18 protein-coding genes and 1 other RNA gene are annotated in these 17341 nt (G+C 50.6%); 13 read left to right on the top strand and 6 right to left on the bottom strand.

Going from position 1 to position 17341, the window contains the following annotated elements; all coding sequences use genetic code 11:
* The first annotated feature begins 51 nt into the window (after nucleotides 1-51).
* Nucleotides 52-2031 (top strand): methyl-accepting chemotaxis protein, encoded by a 1980-nt coding sequence (locus ACQUQM_RS17980; RefSeq protein WP_432471240.1) that lies wholly within the window; start codon nucleotides 52-54, stop codon nucleotides 2029-2031.
* A 60-nt stretch (nucleotides 2032-2091) separates the two neighbouring features.
* Here the strand turns inward: ACQUQM_RS17980 and ACQUQM_RS17975 are convergent, their stop codons facing one another.
* Entirely contained in the window at nucleotides 2092-2604 is a 513-nt protein-coding gene (locus tag ACQUQM_RS17975) for a glycine cleavage system protein R (RefSeq protein ID WP_432471239.1), read from the bottom strand.
* Nucleotides 2605-2716: 112 nt separating this feature from the next.
* Here ACQUQM_RS17975 and ACQUQM_RS17970 point away from each other — a divergent pair, with 112 nt between their 5' ends.
* Together ACQUQM_RS17970 and ACQUQM_RS17965 are read left to right on the top strand one after the other, a co-directional pair.
* Nucleotides 2717-3637, top strand: a complete 921-nt coding sequence (locus ACQUQM_RS17970; protein WP_432471238.1) for an AEC family transporter — start codon at nucleotides 2717-2719, stop codon at nucleotides 3635-3637.
* 185 nt (nucleotides 3638-3822) lie between these two features.
* A complete protein-coding gene (locus tag ACQUQM_RS17965) occupies nucleotides 3823-3948 on the top strand; it encodes a hypothetical protein (protein WP_432471237.1) in 126 nt (41 codons plus the stop codon).
* 26 nt (nucleotides 3949-3974) lie between these two features.
* Here ACQUQM_RS17965 and ACQUQM_RS17960 read toward each other — a convergent pair whose 3' ends face one another.
* From ACQUQM_RS17960 to ACQUQM_RS17945, 4 genes are all read right to left on the bottom strand, one after another.
* Entirely contained in the window at nucleotides 3975-4613 is a 639-nt protein-coding gene (locus ACQUQM_RS17960) for a 5-formyltetrahydrofolate cyclo-ligase (protein WP_432471236.1), read from the bottom strand.
* 22 nt (nucleotides 4614-4635) lie between these two features.
* A non-coding RNA gene (ssrS, locus tag ACQUQM_RS17955) (6S RNA) lies at nucleotides 4636-4815 on the bottom strand.
* Nucleotides 4816-4995: 180 nt separating this feature from the next.
* On the bottom strand, nucleotides 4996-5289 hold the full coding sequence (locus ACQUQM_RS17950) for a cell division protein ZapA (RefSeq protein ID WP_432471235.1): 294 nt from the start codon (nucleotides 5287-5289) through the stop codon (nucleotides 4996-4998).
* On the bottom strand, nucleotides 5286-5495 hold the full coding sequence (locus tag ACQUQM_RS17945; protein WP_432471234.1) for a TIGR02449 family protein: 210 nt from the start codon (nucleotides 5493-5495) through the stop codon (nucleotides 5286-5288). The genes ACQUQM_RS17950 and ACQUQM_RS17945 overlap by 4 nt, the downstream gene beginning before the upstream one ends.
* Nucleotides 5496-5677: 182 nt before the next feature.
* Between ACQUQM_RS17945 and ACQUQM_RS17940 the strand changes: the two genes are divergently transcribed.
* The 8 genes from ACQUQM_RS17940 (at nucleotide 5678) to ACQUQM_RS17905 (ending at nucleotide 13709) form a co-directional block, all read left to right on the top strand.
* A complete protein-coding gene (locus tag ACQUQM_RS17940) occupies nucleotides 5678-6274 on the top strand; it encodes a UPF0149 family protein (protein WP_432471233.1) in 597 nt (198 codons plus the stop codon).
* 13 nt (nucleotides 6275-6287) lie between these two features.
* Nucleotides 6288-7616: a Xaa-Pro aminopeptidase gene (gene pepP, locus ACQUQM_RS17935; RefSeq protein ID WP_432471232.1), complete on the top strand. Its 1329-nt coding sequence runs from the start codon at nucleotides 6288-6290 to the stop codon at nucleotides 7614-7616.
* 7 nt (nucleotides 7617-7623) lie between these two features.
* Nucleotides 7624-8871, top strand: a complete 1248-nt coding sequence (ubiH, locus tag ACQUQM_RS17930) for a 2-octaprenyl-6-methoxyphenyl hydroxylase (RefSeq protein WP_432471231.1) — start codon at nucleotides 7624-7626, stop codon at nucleotides 8869-8871.
* A 14-nt stretch (nucleotides 8872-8885) separates the two neighbouring features.
* A complete protein-coding gene (locus ACQUQM_RS17925) occupies nucleotides 8886-10190 on the top strand; it encodes an FAD-dependent monooxygenase (protein ID WP_432471230.1) in 1305 nt (434 codons plus the stop codon).
* Between the two features lie 164 nt (nucleotides 10191-10354).
* Complete coding sequence (gcvT, locus tag ACQUQM_RS17920) at nucleotides 10355-11461, top strand: glycine cleavage system aminomethyltransferase GcvT (protein WP_432471229.1); 1107 nt, start codon at nucleotides 10355-10357, stop codon at nucleotides 11459-11461.
* Between the two features lie 23 nt (nucleotides 11462-11484).
* The gene (gene gcvH, locus ACQUQM_RS17915) at nucleotides 11485-11877 is read left to right on the top strand and encodes a glycine cleavage system protein GcvH (protein WP_432471228.1); all 393 of its coding nucleotides are present in this window, start codon (nucleotides 11485-11487) and stop codon (nucleotides 11875-11877) included.
* Nucleotides 11878-11952: 75 nt separating this feature from the next.
* Entirely contained in the window at nucleotides 11953-13143 is a 1191-nt protein-coding gene (locus ACQUQM_RS17910; RefSeq protein WP_432471227.1) for a class I SAM-dependent rRNA methyltransferase, read from the top strand.
* 161 nt (nucleotides 13144-13304) lie between these two features.
* Nucleotides 13305-13709, top strand: coding sequence for a CBS domain-containing protein (locus ACQUQM_RS17905; RefSeq protein ID WP_432471226.1), 405 nt, complete (start codon nucleotides 13305-13307; stop codon nucleotides 13707-13709).
* Nucleotides 13710-13751: 42 nt separating this feature from the next.
* Here the strand turns inward: ACQUQM_RS17905 and ACQUQM_RS17900 are convergent, their stop codons facing one another.
* A complete protein-coding gene (locus ACQUQM_RS17900) occupies nucleotides 13752-14405 on the bottom strand; it encodes an HAD family hydrolase (RefSeq protein ID WP_432471225.1) in 654 nt (217 codons plus the stop codon).
* 137 nt (nucleotides 14406-14542) lie between these two features.
* Here ACQUQM_RS17900 and rppH point away from each other — a divergent pair, with 137 nt between their 5' ends.
* Nucleotides 14543-15034 (top strand): RNA pyrophosphohydrolase, encoded by a 492-nt coding sequence (gene rppH / locus ACQUQM_RS17895; RefSeq protein WP_432471224.1) that lies wholly within the window; start codon nucleotides 14543-14545, stop codon nucleotides 15032-15034.
* 23 nt (nucleotides 15035-15057) lie between these two features.
* Nucleotides 15058-17337 carry a phosphoenolpyruvate--protein phosphotransferase gene (ptsP, locus tag ACQUQM_RS17890; RefSeq protein ID WP_432471223.1) on the top strand — a complete coding sequence of 760 codons (2280 nt, stop codon included), beginning with the start codon at nucleotides 15058-15060 and terminating at the stop codon, nucleotides 17335-17337.
* Nucleotides 17338-17341 lie beyond the last annotated feature (4 nt).

Raw genomic sequence — 17341 nt, 5'->3', positions numbered from 1 at the left:
GGGGCCTATGATCTTATAGTGGTGTGACAAACCGCTATAGCGGAGGCATGGATGAGATTGAATGTCACTCATAAATTCATTATCGGGTTCGCTCTGATGGTGATTTTTATTGTGGTCGTCGGTGCTGGCGGATTGTTTGCCAGCCGCACCATATCAAATCATTTCTTTAAAGTTTCAGATAATGTAATCCCTTCTTTATCGGGTAGTTTTCAGCAGATGATCTACCTCGAACAGGCAAATGCTGAGCTTTTTGCGGCGATTTCGCAGAATCGGGTAAAAGATCTGAACCGTAAGCGGCAGTTATTTAAGGCCAGGATTTTGCAGTTTAACGAGGAGCAGGCGTTAGTCGCGGAAAAAGTTACCGGAAACCCTGAGTTAACTGTCGCCCTGCAGCGGATACAGTCTGTTAGTGAGCGATTTTTCAGTATTACAGAGAAAGTGATGGCTGATCGTAAGCAGAGCCTGATCCTTAAGTTTCGTACGCAACAGGCAGAAATTGAATTTTTGTCACTCGGCGATTCTCTACACGCCTGGATGCAGCGTTTATCAGAAAGTAACCCCGGCCCAGAAGTCCTTGAAAGGGCGAAAGAGCTAAGCCTGATGTTTAGTATGCATCGTTTTCAACTGGTCAATTTTCAACGTACCAGAGACCTTGATGAATTGAATACCACGCTGGCGGATAGTGACGGTGAGTTACTCCGCGCCTACCAGGCATTGGCTCAGGTCGCACCTGGTGAAGCCGTGCTAAAAAGAGTTGTCGATTCAATACAGAAGCATATCTATGGTGATGGTCTGGTTAGTTATTACGCCACTCAAGTAGCTGCGGACCTGCAGCTGGCGGAACGTCTGAAGCAAACCGATCAGCTGATTGTTCAGGCCCGGCAAGAGATGGATGCGTTTATTGCAGCTAATAATCAATTAGCAGTTAACGCCAGGCATCAGGCGGAACAGCAAGAGAGCTTTAGCCATACCTGGATTCTGGGGCTTTCTGTTGGTGCCGTGTTTTTTGCTGTGGTTGTCGGCGGGGTTATGGTACGGGCGATTCGTCGCCCCTTGTCGCAAATTCATCAGGGGTTGGCGCAGGTCCGGCAGGGTGACCTGCGGATTAAGTTTGAAGAACAGCGTAATGATGAGTTTGGTGATTTGAGTCGTTACCTGAACTCCGTAGTGGAAGGCCTGAAGGATACTCTTCAGCAAGTATCAGATGGTTCGGCACGGTTGTCTGATGTGGCGGAAAGAAATGCTTCTATCAGTCAGCAAACAACTCAGTCTATGAATATGCAGAGCATGCAACTGGAGCAAACATCTTCGGCTGCGGTTCAGATGGAGCATAGTGTCGCGGAAGTCGCTCAACATAGCCAGACGACCCTGAATGCGGTCGATGAGTTTGAGCAGCTGAGTAACGATGTCAGTCGACAGATGTTGGGCACTATCGCCAGTATCGAAACCCAGGCCAGTGGTATCGATCAGGCGATGAGTGTTAGTAATGAGATGGCTTCGTTTGGTGATAAAATTGCCACCATTCTGGCAACTATTCAGGGCATTGCCGATAAAACTAATCTGTTGGCCCTGAATGCGGCAATTGAGGCGGCAAGGGCCGGAGAACAGGGGCGGGGGTTTGCTGTAGTTGCTGATGAGGTTCGTGGGTTAGCGGGCCGAACCCGGGATTCGGTGCAGGATATAAAGCAGATGGTGGAAAGCATGCAGGACGCTATTCACCGGGTCTCTGAGGTTATGAACCAGAGTTATCAGCAGAGTCAGGACTGTGTTGAGAAAGCCAGTGAATCGCAGCAGGTGCTGCAGGCGATGAATGATGCGGTATCGCATATCAGGGATATGAATGCACATATTGAAAATGCAGCCGGAGAGCAAACCGGGGCGGTAGCTGAAGTAAGCCGGACCCTGGTGTCGATCAATAGTGCAGCGGCTGAAACCTTTCAAGGAGCAGAGCAGGCGGCGCACAGTAGTCATGAATTGCTCGACGTTGCACATCAGCAACAAGCTTTATTGCGGCGCTTTTCCATTGACTGAGAAGGCCTGCTGTGAATAAAAAAGCCCGCACTTGGCGGGCTTTTTGGTAACTGAAAACGATCAGTTAAGTGTAATATCAACCATCAGGTCACTAGCGATATTCTCAAGTGCCTGTTGCAGATCATCCAGATCGACCGTATCAGGGACCAGCAGGTGCGCTTCAGCCTTAAACAGTTCTTCAGCAGACATAGAGCCGCTGACCAGTTCAGTGCTGAGTCGTTCGACGTTGACCTTATTTGCAGTCAGCGCCTGAGAAATTTCTTTAACGATGCCTGGCTTATCATGACCAATCAGTGCCAGGTTGATGCTGTTATATGCGGTCTTCAGTTGCGGTTCCTGGCTGCGTTCAGCAACGACCTTAAGGCCTTGAGCGTCGAGCTCAGCCAGTGCCTTGCTCAGGGGTTCTGCCTGCGCTTCCGGTATCGAAACGATCAGGATGCCGGCAAACTTACCGGCCAGTCGGGATAAGCTGCTTTCCAGCCAGTTACCCTGATGGGACGCGATCGTCTGGGACAGAAGTTCAACCAGGCCGGGTTTGTCCGGGGCGATAATCGTTAGCACGAGAGATGTCATTATTGTCTGCTCCTGTATAGTTTTAAACGACTGGCAGCACTGTCCCCGTTGCTGCCAGTCTTATTCAATCAGCCGCTAATAAAATGCAGGCGTAACTGGATTATAACCATTAATGAATGAGATTCTCACTGCCTTGTGGCCGGTTTTTGCATTGTTATGCATCGGTTACGGTATCAGACGACTAAATTTTCCGGATGATAGTTTTTGGGAACCGGCTGAAAAGCTGATCTATTTCCTGCTTTTTCCTGTATTGCTGGTGTATAAGTTAAGTTTGGCAGAGATTGCAGCGGTGCCGATATTTGAGGTGGCAGCTGCTGTAGTTGGCTTGTTGGCGGCAGGCTCAATGCTGTTAATATTAGTGCAGCGTTTGCGGCCGCTGTCTGGTGCGGCCTTTACTTCGGTATATCAGGGGGGGATGCGTTTTAATACCTATGTCGGGCTGGCAGCCAGCGCCGCTTTATATGGTGATGACAGTCTGGCTATTGCAGCGGTAGTGATTGCACTCATGGTGCCGCTGTTGAATGTTTTGTGTGTACTGGTTTTTAGTGCTTATACGCAGCGGGAGTCGAGTGTTGCCAGTACCCTAAAAGCGCTGTGTAAAAATCCTCTGATACTGGCATGTCTGCTGGGCATTTTGCTTAACCTTAGTGGCCTGGGGCTGCCTTCAATGGTTAGTTCGGTGGCTCAGTTATTGAGTAGCATGGCTCTGCCATTGGGGCTGTTAGCGGTAGGCGCCGGTTTGAACCTTACAGCCTTGCGCAGTGCCGGTGGTTCCGTAATTTATAGCAGTATCATCAAACTGCTGTTTTTTCCGTTACTGATGTTGTTGATCTGTAGCCTGTTTATTGATTCTTATCTGGTAGCTGCAGTGTTGGTTTTGTTTAGCGCTTTGCCTACTGCTTCAACGGCCTATATCCTTGCGCGGCAGTTGAGTGGTGACGCACCGATGATGGCAGCGATCATAACCGCCCAGACAATTCTGTCTTTTTTGACTATTCCTGTTGTTTTAGCGCTTTTTAATCAATTTTTCTGAAATTGTCTGTAATAACTGGAACTTTTTTCCGGTTTTTAGGCTCTTTTATATAACTTTTAATAAAGTTGTCGATAAATAGGCCGTAACTATAGGAAATAGTTGCAAAAAAATCCTGGTATGGAAAACTACCCAGCCTTCAGGCGGGCGATGAGCTTGATAATAAAAAAACGAGGCAATAATCTACTATGAAAAAAGGACCAGATCTGGTTTCGCTATTGATCGCTGCCTTTGTGGTAGGGACGGTGATTACCGGAGTTTCAAACAGTGATATTGAGCTGGCAGCTATAGTCGGACAGGTATTTAACGGCTAATTAAATACCTTCAGGATTTAAACGTATTAGCGAACAGCACGATAGAACCGCTCTTCTGAGGCGACGCCCTCGAGCGGAATGTCCCAGCTTTCGGTTTTCAACCGTGCAACTTTCTGCAGATCGTGCGCCAGGCCGATCAGTTTAGTACCGCTACCCTTCTTCCAACCCTGTTTAAAGGCGAATGTGCGGTCATAATAACCCCCGCCCATACCCAGACGTCCTCCTTCAGCATCAAACGCAACCAGTGGTAACAATACCAGGTCGATGGCCCAGGCTGGCCGGCGCGGCGCTTTAATTAAAGATGGCTCAAGAATTCGGTAGATATTTTTATGTAGCCGGGTCTGCGGTGTGTATTCGACAAACCAGAGCCGGTTATGGCGGATCGGGTGCAATACCGGTAGATAGCACTTTTTACCCAGGGCCCAGCACAACTTGATGATTTGTTGAGGGTCAATCTCACCATCGTTGGGCAGATACAGTGCCAGGTGGTCGCTGTTGCGGAAGCTATTCAGGTTGCGAATGGTTTTCAGCAGGCCCAGGCTGTTTTGTTGTTGCTGCTGTGCGGTTAGTGAACGACGCCGTTTGCGCATCTGTCGCCGTAGCTGAACTTTAAAGTTGGGTTGCTGGCCAGATGGTTTGATTTTCGGATCAGTAGATAGATTCATAGCTGGATACGGCTGTAGATAGCGACTCCCCAAGACTTCGGCGCTGATTGTGGCCCTGAACCCGAAGGTTCAAGGTGGTAACTTCTGAAAAACTTTAGGCTTTCCGTCGAGCGGACATGCACATCGGCCAATCGAGAAGCTTCCGGATATATGCTTATCGGCTCAAGGGACGTAACCAGTCAACCGAGAGCCCCAGGGAGCTGACGCCATTATACTGCTACAGCGTTGAAAGTCAGCTCTTGTAAAACCTTTTTTCTATGCTAAAGCGTTATTTGTATATAAGAGTAACTGCTTGAAACACATGTTGTTTTAATTCAGATGAAATATTTTCACGCTATTCCGAGGTAGTAACTGTTTCAGATCATGGTTCAGGTAGTTTGTCTCAGGGCTCTAAGCTGCCCAGGCCCTGTTCGATTTTTGCGCTTAGTTGTTGCAGCCTTTGCTCCAGTTGCGCTTCATTCCCCTGGCTGGAGTGGAGTAGCTCGTGAGAAATGTTCAGGGCGGCCATGACCGCGATCTTTTCCAGGCCGATGATCCTGCCGGAGGCTTTGACCTCCTGCATTTTCTTTTTCAGGTAATCTGCAGCCGCCAGAAGCTGGGCTTCATTTTCTTCGGGGCAGGCAATCACATACTCTTTGTCCAGTAGTTTGACTGACGTGGTACGCGGGGTGTTCATGCTTGTTGCTCCAGTGATCTGAGCCGGGTGATCATCGCTTCAATCCGTTGTTGGGTCGCAATATTGTTTTGCTGCAGGCGGCTGCGCTCCTGCTTTAAGGCTGTTTCTTGCTGTCGCAGCATTTGATTCTCCTGCTGTAGCTGCTGACAGCGCTGCAGCAGTTGCTCTACCTGCTGCTCCAGCTGGTTGAAATATTGCTCGGTCATGGTCTGTCCGGATCCAAAAATGTTGTCCTATCATAAGCGGATTTACGCTCTCAATCGAGGTTTTCACTGAGCTATTTGGCTATGTCTAATAAATGGTGCTGTGGTTAGTGAAATGCTAGGATAGCAGGCTGTTTAATACGTTACCTGAACAGGGTAATTTACCAGCTACAGAGTATCCTTTTATGAGCGCTGATCAGTCCCCCGAAGAGTTTATCCCCGAGTACTACGAAATATCCGATATGCTGATTGCTGAAGACAGTCTGACCACCAACGCCGGTGAGTTACACGGTCTGCTGTGCGGCTTTTTGGCCGCTGGCGCCAGGTTTAAGGCCGATGACTGGCTTAAGCAGGCTGCCGAGCTTATGGATATTGCTGAGTATCGTCACGAAAGCTCCAAGCTGGCGTTGGTTGATATGTATCAGGGTGTATTGAGTTTGCTGGAAAATGCTGATTTTGGTTTTCAGTTGTTATTACCGGATGATGATCTTGCCATTGGGCAGCGTGCTGAAGCTTTAGGCGCCTGGTGTCAGGGGTTTTTGACCGGTTTCGGGCTGCAGGGTGGGCAGACGAATGCCTCATTGACGGAAGAGCTGCGGGAAACCCTGAGTGATATGGAGCAGATCGCCCAGCTTGAGCTGGACCCTGAGGATAATGAGGATAGCGAATCTGATCTGATGGAGCTGCACGAGTATGTACGGATGGCTGCTATGATGATTTTCAGCGAATTTAACCCTCAGCAACCGGATGAGTCGGTTGAGCCGGGAACTACGCTTCACTAAAATTGAGCACGCTATGACTATACAAAGAATCAACCAGAATACATTTGCCCGGCGCCGTCGTGATCTGATGGCGAAAATGTCCGGAAATAGCGTTGCTATTGTTCCTTCTGCTGTCGCCGTGAGCCGTAATAGTGATGTCGAATATCCGTTTCGTCAGGACAGTGATTTTTATTACCTGACCGGTTTTGACGAGCCGGATGCGGTGTTGGTTCTGATCCCCGGCCGGAAAGCGGGCGAGGTTGTATTGTTTTGTCGCGACCGGGATCCGGAAATGGAGATCTGGAACGGCTATCGTGCGGGTCCCGAAGGCGCCTGTAATCAGTATGGTGCAGACCAGGCGTGGCCGGTCAGCGATATTGATGCGAAGGTACAGTCCCTGATGCAAGGGTGTCAGCGGCTCTACTACTCAATCGGTACCAATGAAAAATTGGATCAGCAAGTGCGGGATTGGCTCAACGGAATCCGCGCTCAGGCCAGGCAGGGCGCTGTGGCACCCAGTGAAATGGTAATGCTGGATCATATGCTGCATGAGATGCGCCTGATCAAGGGCGAGCAGGAGATCCGGCTGATGCGTGATGCGGGCAGGATCTCTGCCGAAGCGCATGTCCGGGCCATGCAGTATTGCAAGCCGGGGCTGACCGAGTATCAGCTGGAGGCTGAAATCACCCATCATTTTGCGGTCAATGGTTGTCGCCAGCCAGCGTATTCATCCATTGTCGGCGGTGGCGATAATGCCTGCGTTCTACACTATACCGAGAACTGGGATGAGCTTAGGGCCGATGATCTGGTGTTGATCGATGCCGGTTGTGAGTTAGATTACTATGCTGGCGATATTACCCGGACTTTTCCAGTATCCGGCGTTTTCAGTACAGAGCAAAAAGCGCTCTATGAACTTGTACTGAAAGCGCAGTTGGTTTGTATTGAAGCGATTAAGCCCGGTGTAATCTGGAACGATATTCATGATCTCTCGGTTGAGGTTCTGGTGCAGGGGCTGGTCGAGCTGGGCTTGTTACAGGGTGAACCGGCGGAGCTGATCGAAAGTGGCGCTTACAAACGTTTCTATATGCATCGGGTCGGTCACTGGCTGGGGATGGATGTGCACGATGTGGGTGATTACAAAATTGATGGTGAGTGGCGTCCCCTCGAACCAGGCATGGTAATGACCGTGGAGCCCGGGTTATATATCGCACCTCAGGATGAAACTGTCGAAGAGTGCTGGCGGGGTATCGGGATCCGGATCGAGGATGATGTGCTGATTACCGAACAGGGTTATGAAGTGCTTTCAGCCGGAGCGCCAAAAACAGTCGATGAGATAGAGCAACTGATGGCTGCAGCAGGATAACAGGACGATGAAGAAGCGTTACGATGTCGTAATTGTGGGCGGTGGAATGGTTGGGGCTAGTCTGGCGGCAGCACTGATTCCTGCCAGTAATCGTCTGGGGCTGGATATTGCAGTAATTGAAGCGTTCCCGATGCCTGCAGCAGGTAGTCTGAGTTACCAGCCCAGTTATGATTCGAGGGCGACCGCTCTGGCCTACGGTAGTCGGATGATTTATCAGGAGATGGGTATCTGGGATACCCTGAAAACCCATCTCTGCCCGATTACGGATATCCATGTTTCTGATAAAGGTCAGTTTGGTGCTGCCCGTCTGAAAGCCGCGGATGAAAATGTGCCTGCGCTGGGTTATGTGGTGGAAAACCAATGGCTGGGGCGGGTGTTGATGGATCGTATTCAACAGCCCGAAGCGAAACGTATTGATCTGATCTGCCCGGCGGAAGTAACCCGTGTTGAATATGGCAGTGAGCTGATGACGCTCAGACTGCAGTCTGAGGGCGAGTCTCATGAGCTGACTTCGCAATTGGTCGTAATGGCTGATGGTGGCCGGTCACAGTTAAGGCAGCAGATGGGCATAGGCTACCGCCAGCAGAGTTATCAACAGCACGCTGTAATAGCCAATATCAGTCCGGAACAAGATCACCGCCAGGTGGCATATGAGCGTTTCACCGACACCGGCCCGATGGCCTTTCTTCCCCTTGAGGGTGAGGCTGGGAAGCACCGGATGGGGTTAGTCTGGACAGTGCCTGACTCTCAGATAGATGAGGTGATGGGGTTGAGCGATGAGGATTTTATTGAACGTTTGCAACAGCGCTTTGGTTATCGGGTTGGCCGAATACTGAAAGTTGGCGAGCGGCATAGTTATCCGTTGCAGTTAAGCGTTGCGGATGAACAGGTACGCCGTGGGCTGGTTGTACTTGGCAATGCTGCTCATGCGCTGCATCCGATTGCTGGTCAGGGTTACAATCTGGCGTTGCGCGGTGCTGCGACACTGGCGGAAACGTTGATCAGGGCTGCAGAAAGGGGCGAGAGTCTGGGTAATCTGGAACTATTGTCCGCCTTTCATGAACAGGTGCGTGGTGATCAGCAGAAAACTATCGGTTTCAGTGATCAGACGATGAAGCTGTTCTCCAATCCTGACCCTTTGCTGGCTTTCGGGCGCAGTGCCGGGTTGCAGCTATTGGATCTGTGCCCGATGGCAAAGACGGTTTTTGCCCGTAGCGCTATGGGGCTGGATAGTCCGGCACCTGACCTGAAATAAACGGAATTGAAGTTATGAGCCATCCTCAGAAAAATGATCCGGCAGAGACAAACCTTACCGAGGCAGATCTGGTCATAGTCGGTGCCGGTATGGTGGGCATGACGTTAGCCTGTTTGCTGGCACCGAGTGGCTTGAGTATTAAAGTACTTGAGAGTCGGCCACTTGATCTCAGTCGGGTTGGTGAAGCTGAATCGGCGCAGCGCAAGGTCGGTTTTGATCCGCGGGTCAGTGCGTTGACCGCAGCGTCACAGCAAGTGCTGACAGTCGCCGGAGCCTGGTCGTTTATGCGACAGATGCGGGTGTCTCCATATAAAGCGATGGATGTCTGGGATGGTGAAGGTACCGGCAATATCCAGTTCAGCAGTGCCGAACTACATGAGCCTTGCCTGGGACACATTGTTGAAAACAGAGTGACTTTGACAGCGTTGTATCAGGCCAGTGCCGGGTTGCCGAACGTTGAACTGATCGATAACGCGCAGTTGATTTCATTGTCTGAACAGATTGCAGGGCGCAGGCTTTTAACATTGTCCAGTGGAGCTGAAATTGATGCCGGACTGGTTGTCGCTGCCGATGGCGCAATGTCCAGAACTCGCCAGATGGCAGGTATTGCCATGTGGGAGTGGGATTATGGCCATCATGCAATTGTGACTACAATAAAAACAGAACTGCCAAACCGGGCTACCTGCAGGCAGCGGTTTACGGAAGATGGTCCGCTGGCGTTATTGCCACTGCAGACTGAAACCGGGCAGCGTGACAGTCAGCTAAGCTCTATAGTCTGGTCCACCTCACCGGATCATGCGCGGGAGTTGATGGAACTGGATGATAGCGCTTTTTGCAGGGCTTTGGAGTTGGCGATAGAGGGGCGTTTAGGTAAGGTTATCGAAACCGATCAGCGTTCTGTTTTTCCGCTTCGTCAGCGCCATGCTAAACAGTATGTAAAGCCGGGCTTTGCTGCAATTGGTGATGCGGCTCATACCATTCATCCGCTGGCGGGGCAGGGTGTAAATCTTGGCCTGATGGATGCTGCTGCTCTGGCTGAAGTCGTATTGCAGGCGGTTGAACGGGAGGAAGACTGGAGTAGTGAATATATTCTGCGCCGCTTTCAACGGGCTCGTCACAGTGACAACCTGCAGATGGCTGCGTCGATGGAGGGTTTTAAACAGCTTTTCAATTCAGAGCAGCCTGCGTTGCGACTGTTACGTAATGTCGGTATGAATCTGATGAATGGCACGCCGCTGGTAAAAAACCACCTGGTGCAACAGGCAATGGGCTTGAGTGGCAATTTGCCGGCACTGGCGCGACGCCCTGTTGTAGATTAATCGGTTTATCGGGAAGGACAGCGGTTTCTGGGACTTATGTCGGATGCGGGATCATTGAACATATATTGCACTGCATCCTGAATCTCTATACATTGACCTCCCTTTTTCTGAATCTGCAGAGTTCTACTCTGCCGGTTCCACTGTTACAGATACGAGTTTGAGTTATGGGAAGTAAAACTTCGCTCTATGAAAAACATCAGCAGATGGGTGCAAAACTGGTTGATTTCGGCGGTTGGGATATGCCGATCAACTATGGCTCCCAGGTAGAAGAGCATCATCAGGTGCGGCGTGGTGCCGGAATGTTTGATGTGTCCCACATGACCGTGGTGGATGTAACCGGGTCTGATGCAAAACAATACCTGCGTTACCTGTTGGCAAATGATGTCGATCGCCTGAAGACTCAGGGTAAGGCGCTGTATAGCGGCATGCTCAATGAAACCGGTGGTGTGGTTGATGATCTGATTGTCTATCTGATGACTGAGCCGGATGTAAATGGCGAATGGTTCCGGGTCGTAGTGAACTGTGCAACCCGCGAAAAAGATCTGCGCTGGATGGCTGATCATACCGCACACTTTGATGATGTTGCTCTGACTGAGCGTCCAGAGCTGGCGATGGTCGCTGTGCAGGGGCCTGATGCCCGTGCCAGGGCAGAATCGGTGTTGAGTGAATCCAGGGTTAAGTTGATCGAAAATCTTGAAATATTTCAGGGTGTTGAGTCTGAAGGCTGGTTTATCGCCAGAACTGGCTATACTGGTGAAGACGGTCTGGAAGTGATGATACCTCAGGATGAGGTCGCAGACTTCTGGCAAGCCCTGGCAAATGCTGGTGTTGCGCCCTGTGGTCTGGGTGCACGGGATACGTTGCGTCTGGAAGCGGGAATGAATCTGTATGGTTCCGAGATGGATGAAAACATCTCTCCGCTGGTCGCCAATATGGCTTGGACTATCGCCTGGGAACCGGCGGATCGTGAATTTGTCGGGCGCACCGCATTAGAGCAGCAGCGTCAGGAAGGTGTTGATCAGAAGTTGGTGGGACTGGTGCTGGAGACCCGTGGCGTGCTGCGCAGTCATCAGAAGGTTATTGTAAATGATGAAGAAGCGGGTGAAATTACCAGCGGTTCTTTTTCACCGACGCTGGGTTACTCTGTCGCGATGGCGAGGGTGCCGGCAAATACCGGAGACAGTTGTCACGTCGATATGCGTGGTAAGCAGGTTCCGGTTAAAGTTGTTAAACCGTCATTTGTTCGCAATGGCGAGAAAGTATTTTCATAAACTCTCAGTGTAGGAAAGAGAAAATGAGCGATATCCCAAGTGATCTGCAGTATGTTGCCAGCCATGAATGGATCCGTGATGAAGGTGATGGTGTAGTAGCAATTGGTGTTACCGATCATGCCCAGGATCTGCTGGGTGATGTGGTTTTCGTTGAGCTGCCTGATGTCGGTACTGAATTTGCCAATGGCGATGATATCGGCGTTGTGGAGTCAGTTAAGGCGGCTTCAGATATCTATGCACCTCTGAGCGGTGAAGTCATCGCCGTAAACGAAGAGTTGCAGGATACACCGGAGCTGGTAAACAGCGATCCATACAGTGACGGCTGGTTTATCAAGATCCGCCTGAGTGCGCCGGAAGAGCTGGGTGAGTTACTGGATGCCGACGGTTATTCCGCAGTTTGCGAATCTGAGAGCTGATACCGGCCGGTATCAGCCTCTAGCCCTGCCTCTGGCGGGGCTTTTTCTTATTAAGCCAGATTAAAGGTACTTACCTTGCAACAGTTACGTTTGAATGCCGGCGCGGATAAGCGTCTTCGTGGTGGTCATCACTGGATTTACAGTAATGAAGTAAATACTAAAGTTTCACCGCTGAAGCAGTTTGCCGCCGGTGAGCAAGTGGTTGTGGAAAGTTCTAATGGCAAAGCGTTGGGTCTGGCTTATGTAAACCCGAACACTCTGATCTGCGCTCGCCTGTTCAGTCGTACGGTGAAGACTCCTCTGGATAGCTCGCTGTTCGTACATCGTCTGAATATCGCTCTATCATTGCGTGAGGCATGTTTTGATAAGCCCTGCTACCGTTTGGTGTTCGGAGATAGTGATGGTTTGTCTGGCCTGGTCATCGATCGTTACTTTGATATTTTTGTCGTGCAGATATCTACTGCCGGTATGGAATTGATGAAGAATGAGATCGTGACAGCAATTGAGAAGGTGTTTAAGCCGCAGGGTATCCTGTTCCGTAACGACGGTAAGATGCGTCAGATGGAAGGCCTGGAGAGTTACGTTGAAACCGCTTACGGTGAAGTGCCTGATCTGGTTCCGTTTGAAGAGAATGGCGTGTCTTTTGTTGCACCAGTGAAGCAGGGGCAGAAAACCGGGTGGTTCTATGATCATCGTCTTAACCGTGCCCGCATGCAGCAGCATGTTGCCGGAAAAAAAGTGCTCGACCTGTTCAGCTATATCGGTGGCTGGGGTGTGCAGGCGCTGGGTGCTGGTGCCGAGCATGTGACCTGTCTGGATGCGTCTGAATTTGCTTTGGATGTGGCGACTGAAAATGCCCGGTTAAACGATGCGGATTCACGTCTGGAAACAATACAGGGTGACGCTTTCGACGGTTGTAAGATGCTGCTCGAAGAGGGTGAGAAGTTTGATGTAGTAGTACTTGACCCGCCGGCCTTCATCCAGAAGCGTAAAGATATTCGTAACGGTGAGCAGGCTTATAAGCGGATTAATCAGCTGGCAATGCGCTTAGTTGCCAAGAATGGGATATTGATTTCCGCATCCTGTTCGATGCATCTGCAGCGCGAGCGGCTGGTGGACATTATTCGCTCCGAAAGCCGTACCCTGGATCGTCAGGCGCAGATTTTCGATCAGGGGCATCAGGGGGGGGACCATCCGGTGCATCCGGCGATTCCGGAAACAGATTACCTGAAATCTTACTTTGTAAGGCTGTTGCCGGTCAGTTAAGCGGGCAATAGTTAGGCGAATAACGCTCCCCGGTCGCAAGGTCTGGGAGCGTTTTTTATGGCTGTTAGTTTTTCGCTATAGAGCAGATAAGCAGTTACGATTGGTTAAATCCTGTTTTCGGTGCGACACTGAAATATATCTAATAACAGGAGGGAAGGACGATGATTCTGATTCAAGACATCATGTCTGAGCATTTAACCCCGCTACATATGGATATGTCCCTGGCACAGGCGGTCGATCATCTGATGGCCGAACAGATGATCGGGCTGCCGGTAGTCGATAATGAAAAGCACTTGGTCGGTTTTCTATCCGAACAGGATTGCATCCCGTTTCTGCTGGATGATAGCTATCATTGTGATAGCCATGTTTTGGTAAAGGATATGATGCATAAGGAGCCTTTGACCGTATCGCCCACTAATACAATTCTCGAACTGGCGCAGATGATGGCGCTGAATAAACCGAAAATTTATCCGGTGATCGAAAGTGGCAAGCTTATGGGAGTGGTACATCGGAGTCAGGTGATGGCATCGCTTAATCAGCAGCTGAAACAATGTCGGGTGGCATAAAAAAATGCGCCACATGGCGCATTTTTTTATTCAGTCTGGAGGCTAGCGCAGGCTGATAATGGGCCAGCTGTTACTTTCAGCAGCTTGTTTCAACAACTCATCCGGATCAACTGCGACCGGATAGGTAACCAGATCCAGCAGAGGTTTGTCGTTGATTGAGTCGCTATAGAAATAACTGTCTTCCAGGTTGTGGTCAGTACTTTCCAGCCAGGCATGCAGGCGTTCTACTTTGCCATGCTGGAAGCACGGGATTCCAGCGACCTTGCCGGTGTATTCGCCATTGATCTGCTCCGGTTCTGTCGCCAGAATGTCATCGATACCCAGATGTGCGGCGATAGGTCCCGTAACGAAGCGATTAGTAGCGGTGATAATGAGCAGAAAATCGCCCTGGTTGCGGTGTTTCTTCAGCAGTGTCTCGGCTTTTTCCAGCATCATAGGCGCAATTTTTTCCTGCATGAACTGCTGGTGTAGCTGCTGCATATACTCGGCGCTATGATCGGCCAGTGGTTTGAGGGCAAATTCAAGGAATTCAAAAATATCCAGCGTACCGTTCTGGTACTGCTGGAAGAAGTAGTCATTCGCTTCGCGATAGGCATCGACGTCGACAATTCCCTTGTCACAGAGAAATTCGCCCCAGGCATGATCGCTATCGCCATTCAGCAGGGTGTTATCAAGATCGAAAATTGCCAGGCTCAACGTTACAACTCCATAATTGTATAAAAGTGCGCTTAGGATAGTGGCTTGCTGCATTGGTGGCAATTGTTAACCACTCTCATTTGCTGAATCGTAACGAATTATGGAACAATAGCGGAAAAGTTTTTAAGGAAATCACCGTGATCGATTCAGACGGGTTCAGGCCGAATGTCGGTATCATTCTGGCAAACTCGATGGGTCAGGTGCTTTGGGCAAGGCGCATAGGTCAAAATGCGTGGCAGTTCCCTCAAGGGGGAATCAATGAGTCAGAGTCGCCGGAACAGGCGATGTACCGGGAGCTGAAAGAAGAGATAGGTCTCTCGCCTCAGGATGTTGAGGTTGTCGCAGTTACCCGTGGCTGGTTACGTTATCGCTTGCCCAAGCGAATGATTAGGCACCATTCCCATCCGGTTTGCGTGGGTCAGAAACAAAAATGGTATTTGCTGAGAATGCTCAGTGAAGATAATGCGGTCTCGATTGATGAAACCGACTCGCCGGAGTTTGATGGCTGGCGTTGGGTTAGCTACTGGTATCCGCTGGGTCAGGTGGTTGCATTCAAGCGTGATGTGTATCGTAAGGCGATGCGGGAACTGTCGCCGAAACTGACGCGACTGGTTCTTGGCGGCTGGTAGCGAAAGCAACAGAGGATTGATGCATGCTGGAAATCCTGCGCAAAATTGTACAGGAAGTTAACGCCGCACCGGATCTTGACTCGGTACTGGATGTTATTGTGCGTCGGGTACAACGTGCGATTCGCACGGATGTATGTTCAATTTATCTGTTTGATCCCCGCGAAGAGCGTTATGTTCTGATGGCGACCCAGGGCCTTAATAAACGCTCTGTGGGTCAGGCGAGTCTGTCATTATCTGAGGGTGTGGTCGGTTTAGTTGGTGATCGGGCTGAGCCTATTAACCTGGAAAACGCAGCGGCTCATAGCTCATATACCTTTATCAAAGGCACCGGCGAGGAAAAGTTCCACGCTTTTCTTGGTGTTCCCATCATTCATCATCGCACCCTGCTCGGGGTTCTTGTTGTTCAGCAGAAGGCTATACGTCGTTTCGATGAAAACGAAGAGGCTTTTATGGTGACAATGTCGGCCCAGTTGGCTGGCGTTATTGCTCATGCTGAAGCTACCGGTTCGATAAAGAAACTATCGGAACATGAGAAAGGTGAATCAGATCGTAAGTTTGAAGGTGTCTCGGGTTGTATCGGGGTTGCGATAGGGCCCGCGGTTGTTATGACTCCATTAGCCGACCTTGATGGTGTGCCGGAGCGTAAGACTGAAGATATAAAGGAAGAGATTACTAAATTTAAAAAAGCACTGGCCTCGGTTCGACGCGATATTAAGAAAGTGGGGCGGAGTCTGGCCAAACGGCTGCGTTCTGAAGAGCGTGAGTTGTTCGATGTCTATATCCGGATGCTGGATGACAATGCCCTGGCGGGTGAAGTGATTGCGCAGATCAAACAGGGGCATTGGGCGCAGGGTGCGTTGAAGAATGTTATTGGCGAGCACGTTCATCAGTTCTCAATGATGGATGATCCTTATCTGCGGGAGCGTGCTACCGATATAAAAGATCTGGGGCGGCGAATGCTGACCTGTTTGCAGGAGTCGGGTCCCGCGCTGTCGGAGATCGATTTTCCCGAGAATGCGATTCTGGTGGCGGATGAGCTGACCCCGGCGATGCTTGGTGAAGTGCCTGCAGATAAGCTGGCGGGTCTGTTGTCGGTCAATGGTTCCGGTAACTCCCATGCCGCAATTCTGGCCCGTTCTATGGGGATTCCGACGGTAATGGGGGCGGTGGATCTGCCCTATACCCGACTGGAAGGCCTGCAGGTTATTCTGGATGGTTACTCCGGCCGGGTCTTTATTAATCCATCGGAAGACCTGGCGCAGTGTTATCGGGATATTATCCGAGAAGAAAATGAAGTCAATGCGGGTCTGGAGGGGCTTAAAGAGCTGCCTGCTGAAACCACCGATGGCTATCGGATGCCGCTGTGGGTGAATACCGGCCTGGTTACCGATGTTGCCCGATCGCTGGATCGGGGCGCGGAAGGTATCGGACTCTACCGCACAGAAATTCCGTTTATGATCCGGGATTTCTTTCCCAGCGAGTACGAGCAGATGATCACATACCGGGCGCAGCTGGAAGCCTTTGCTCCCCGCCCTGTAACGATGCGAACGCTGGATATTGGTGGTGACAAGCCGTTGTCATATTTTCCGATAGATGAAGATAATCCGATGCTGGGTTGGCGGGGTATTAGGATAACCCGGGATCATCCGGAAATATTCCTGGTGCAGATTCGGGCGATGCTGCGGGCTGCTGAGGGCTTGGATAACCTGCGGATTATGTTGCCGATGGTAACTAATGTGCAGGAGGTTGAAGATGCGAAGAAATTGATCGCGCGGGCTGTCGATGAGTTAAGGGAAGAGGGTCATGTCGTTAATCAACCGTTGATCGGGGTGATGATTGAGGTGCCTGCTGCGGTTTACCAGGCGCGGCGGTTTGCCCGTCGGGTCGATTTTATCTCAGTGGGTTCGAATGACCTGACCCAGTATTTGCTGGCGGTGGATCGAAATAATCCCCGGGTAGCCGGGCTTTATGTTTCCTATCATCCGGCGGTCCTCAAAGCGTTGCAGTATATTGCCCGTGAGGCGCATAAAGAGAGTGTGTCGGTGAGTATCTGTGGCGAGATGGCTGCGGATCCGGGTGGTGCTTTGCTCTTAATGGCGATGGGCTATGACGTGTTGTCTATGAACGCGACTAACCTGCCGAAGATTAAGTTTGCCATTCGTGGTGTAAGTATGGGACGGGCGCAGGATCTGCTGAGTCGTATTATCGTGATGGATGATGTGGATAAGATTCATATGCTGTTGCGTAAGACTCTGAAAGACCTGGGTTTAGGGCAGCTTACCAGGCCGACAATCCCGGATTAATTGG

The organism is Amphritea sp. HPY (genome assembly GCF_050870985.1).
Lineage (GTDB): Bacteria > Pseudomonadota > Gammaproteobacteria > Pseudomonadales > Balneatricaceae > Amphritea.
The sequence above is the reverse complement of the archived record's forward strand: the minus strand, read 5'-3'. Positions and strand labels throughout refer to the sequence as shown.

Bases quoted from the DNA above. Each gene is read 5' to 3' on its own strand.
- ACQUQM_RS17980 (WP_432471240.1), top strand. From the start codon at position 52: ATGAGATTGAATGTCACTCATAAATTCATTATCGGGTTCGCTCTGATG.
- ACQUQM_RS17975 (WP_432471239.1), bottom strand. From the start codon at position 2,604: ATGACATCTCTCGTGCTAACGATTATCGCCCCGGACAAACCCGGCCTG.
- ACQUQM_RS17960 (WP_432471236.1), bottom strand. From the start codon at position 4,613: ATGAATCTATCTACTGATCCGAAAATCAAACCATCTGGCCAGCAACCC.
- ubiH (WP_432471231.1), top strand. From the start codon at position 7,624: ATGAAGAAGCGTTACGATGTCGTAATTGTGGGCGGTGGAATGGTTGGG.
- ptsP (WP_432471223.1), top strand. From the start codon at position 15,058: ATGCTGGAAATCCTGCGCAAAATTGTACAGGAAGTTAACGCCGCACCG.
- pepP (WP_432471232.1), top strand. From the start codon at position 6,288: ATGACTATACAAAGAATCAACCAGAATACATTTGCCCGGCGCCGTCGT.
- ACQUQM_RS17965 (WP_432471237.1), top strand. From the start codon at position 3,823: ATGAAAAAAGGACCAGATCTGGTTTCGCTATTGATCGCTGCCTTTGTG.
- ACQUQM_RS17945 (WP_432471234.1), bottom strand. From the start codon at position 5,495: ATGACCGAGCAATATTTCAACCAGCTGGAGCAGCAGGTAGAGCAACTG.
- ACQUQM_RS17950 (WP_432471235.1), bottom strand. From the start codon at position 5,289: ATGAACACCCCGCGTACCACGTCAGTCAAACTACTGGACAAAGAGTAT.
- ACQUQM_RS17940 (WP_432471233.1), top strand. From the start codon at position 5,678: ATGAGCGCTGATCAGTCCCCCGAAGAGTTTATCCCCGAGTACTACGAA.
- gcvT (WP_432471229.1), top strand. From the start codon at position 10,355: ATGGGAAGTAAAACTTCGCTCTATGAAAAACATCAGCAGATGGGTGCA.
- ACQUQM_RS17925 (WP_432471230.1), top strand. From the start codon at position 8,886: ATGAGCCATCCTCAGAAAAATGATCCGGCAGAGACAAACCTTACCGAG.
- ACQUQM_RS17970 (WP_432471238.1), top strand. From the start codon at position 2,717: ATGAATGAGATTCTCACTGCCTTGTGGCCGGTTTTTGCATTGTTATGC.
- ACQUQM_RS17905 (WP_432471226.1), top strand. From the start codon at position 13,305: ATGATTCTGATTCAAGACATCATGTCTGAGCATTTAACCCCGCTACAT.
- gcvH (WP_432471228.1), top strand. From the start codon at position 11,485: ATGAGCGATATCCCAAGTGATCTGCAGTATGTTGCCAGCCATGAATGG.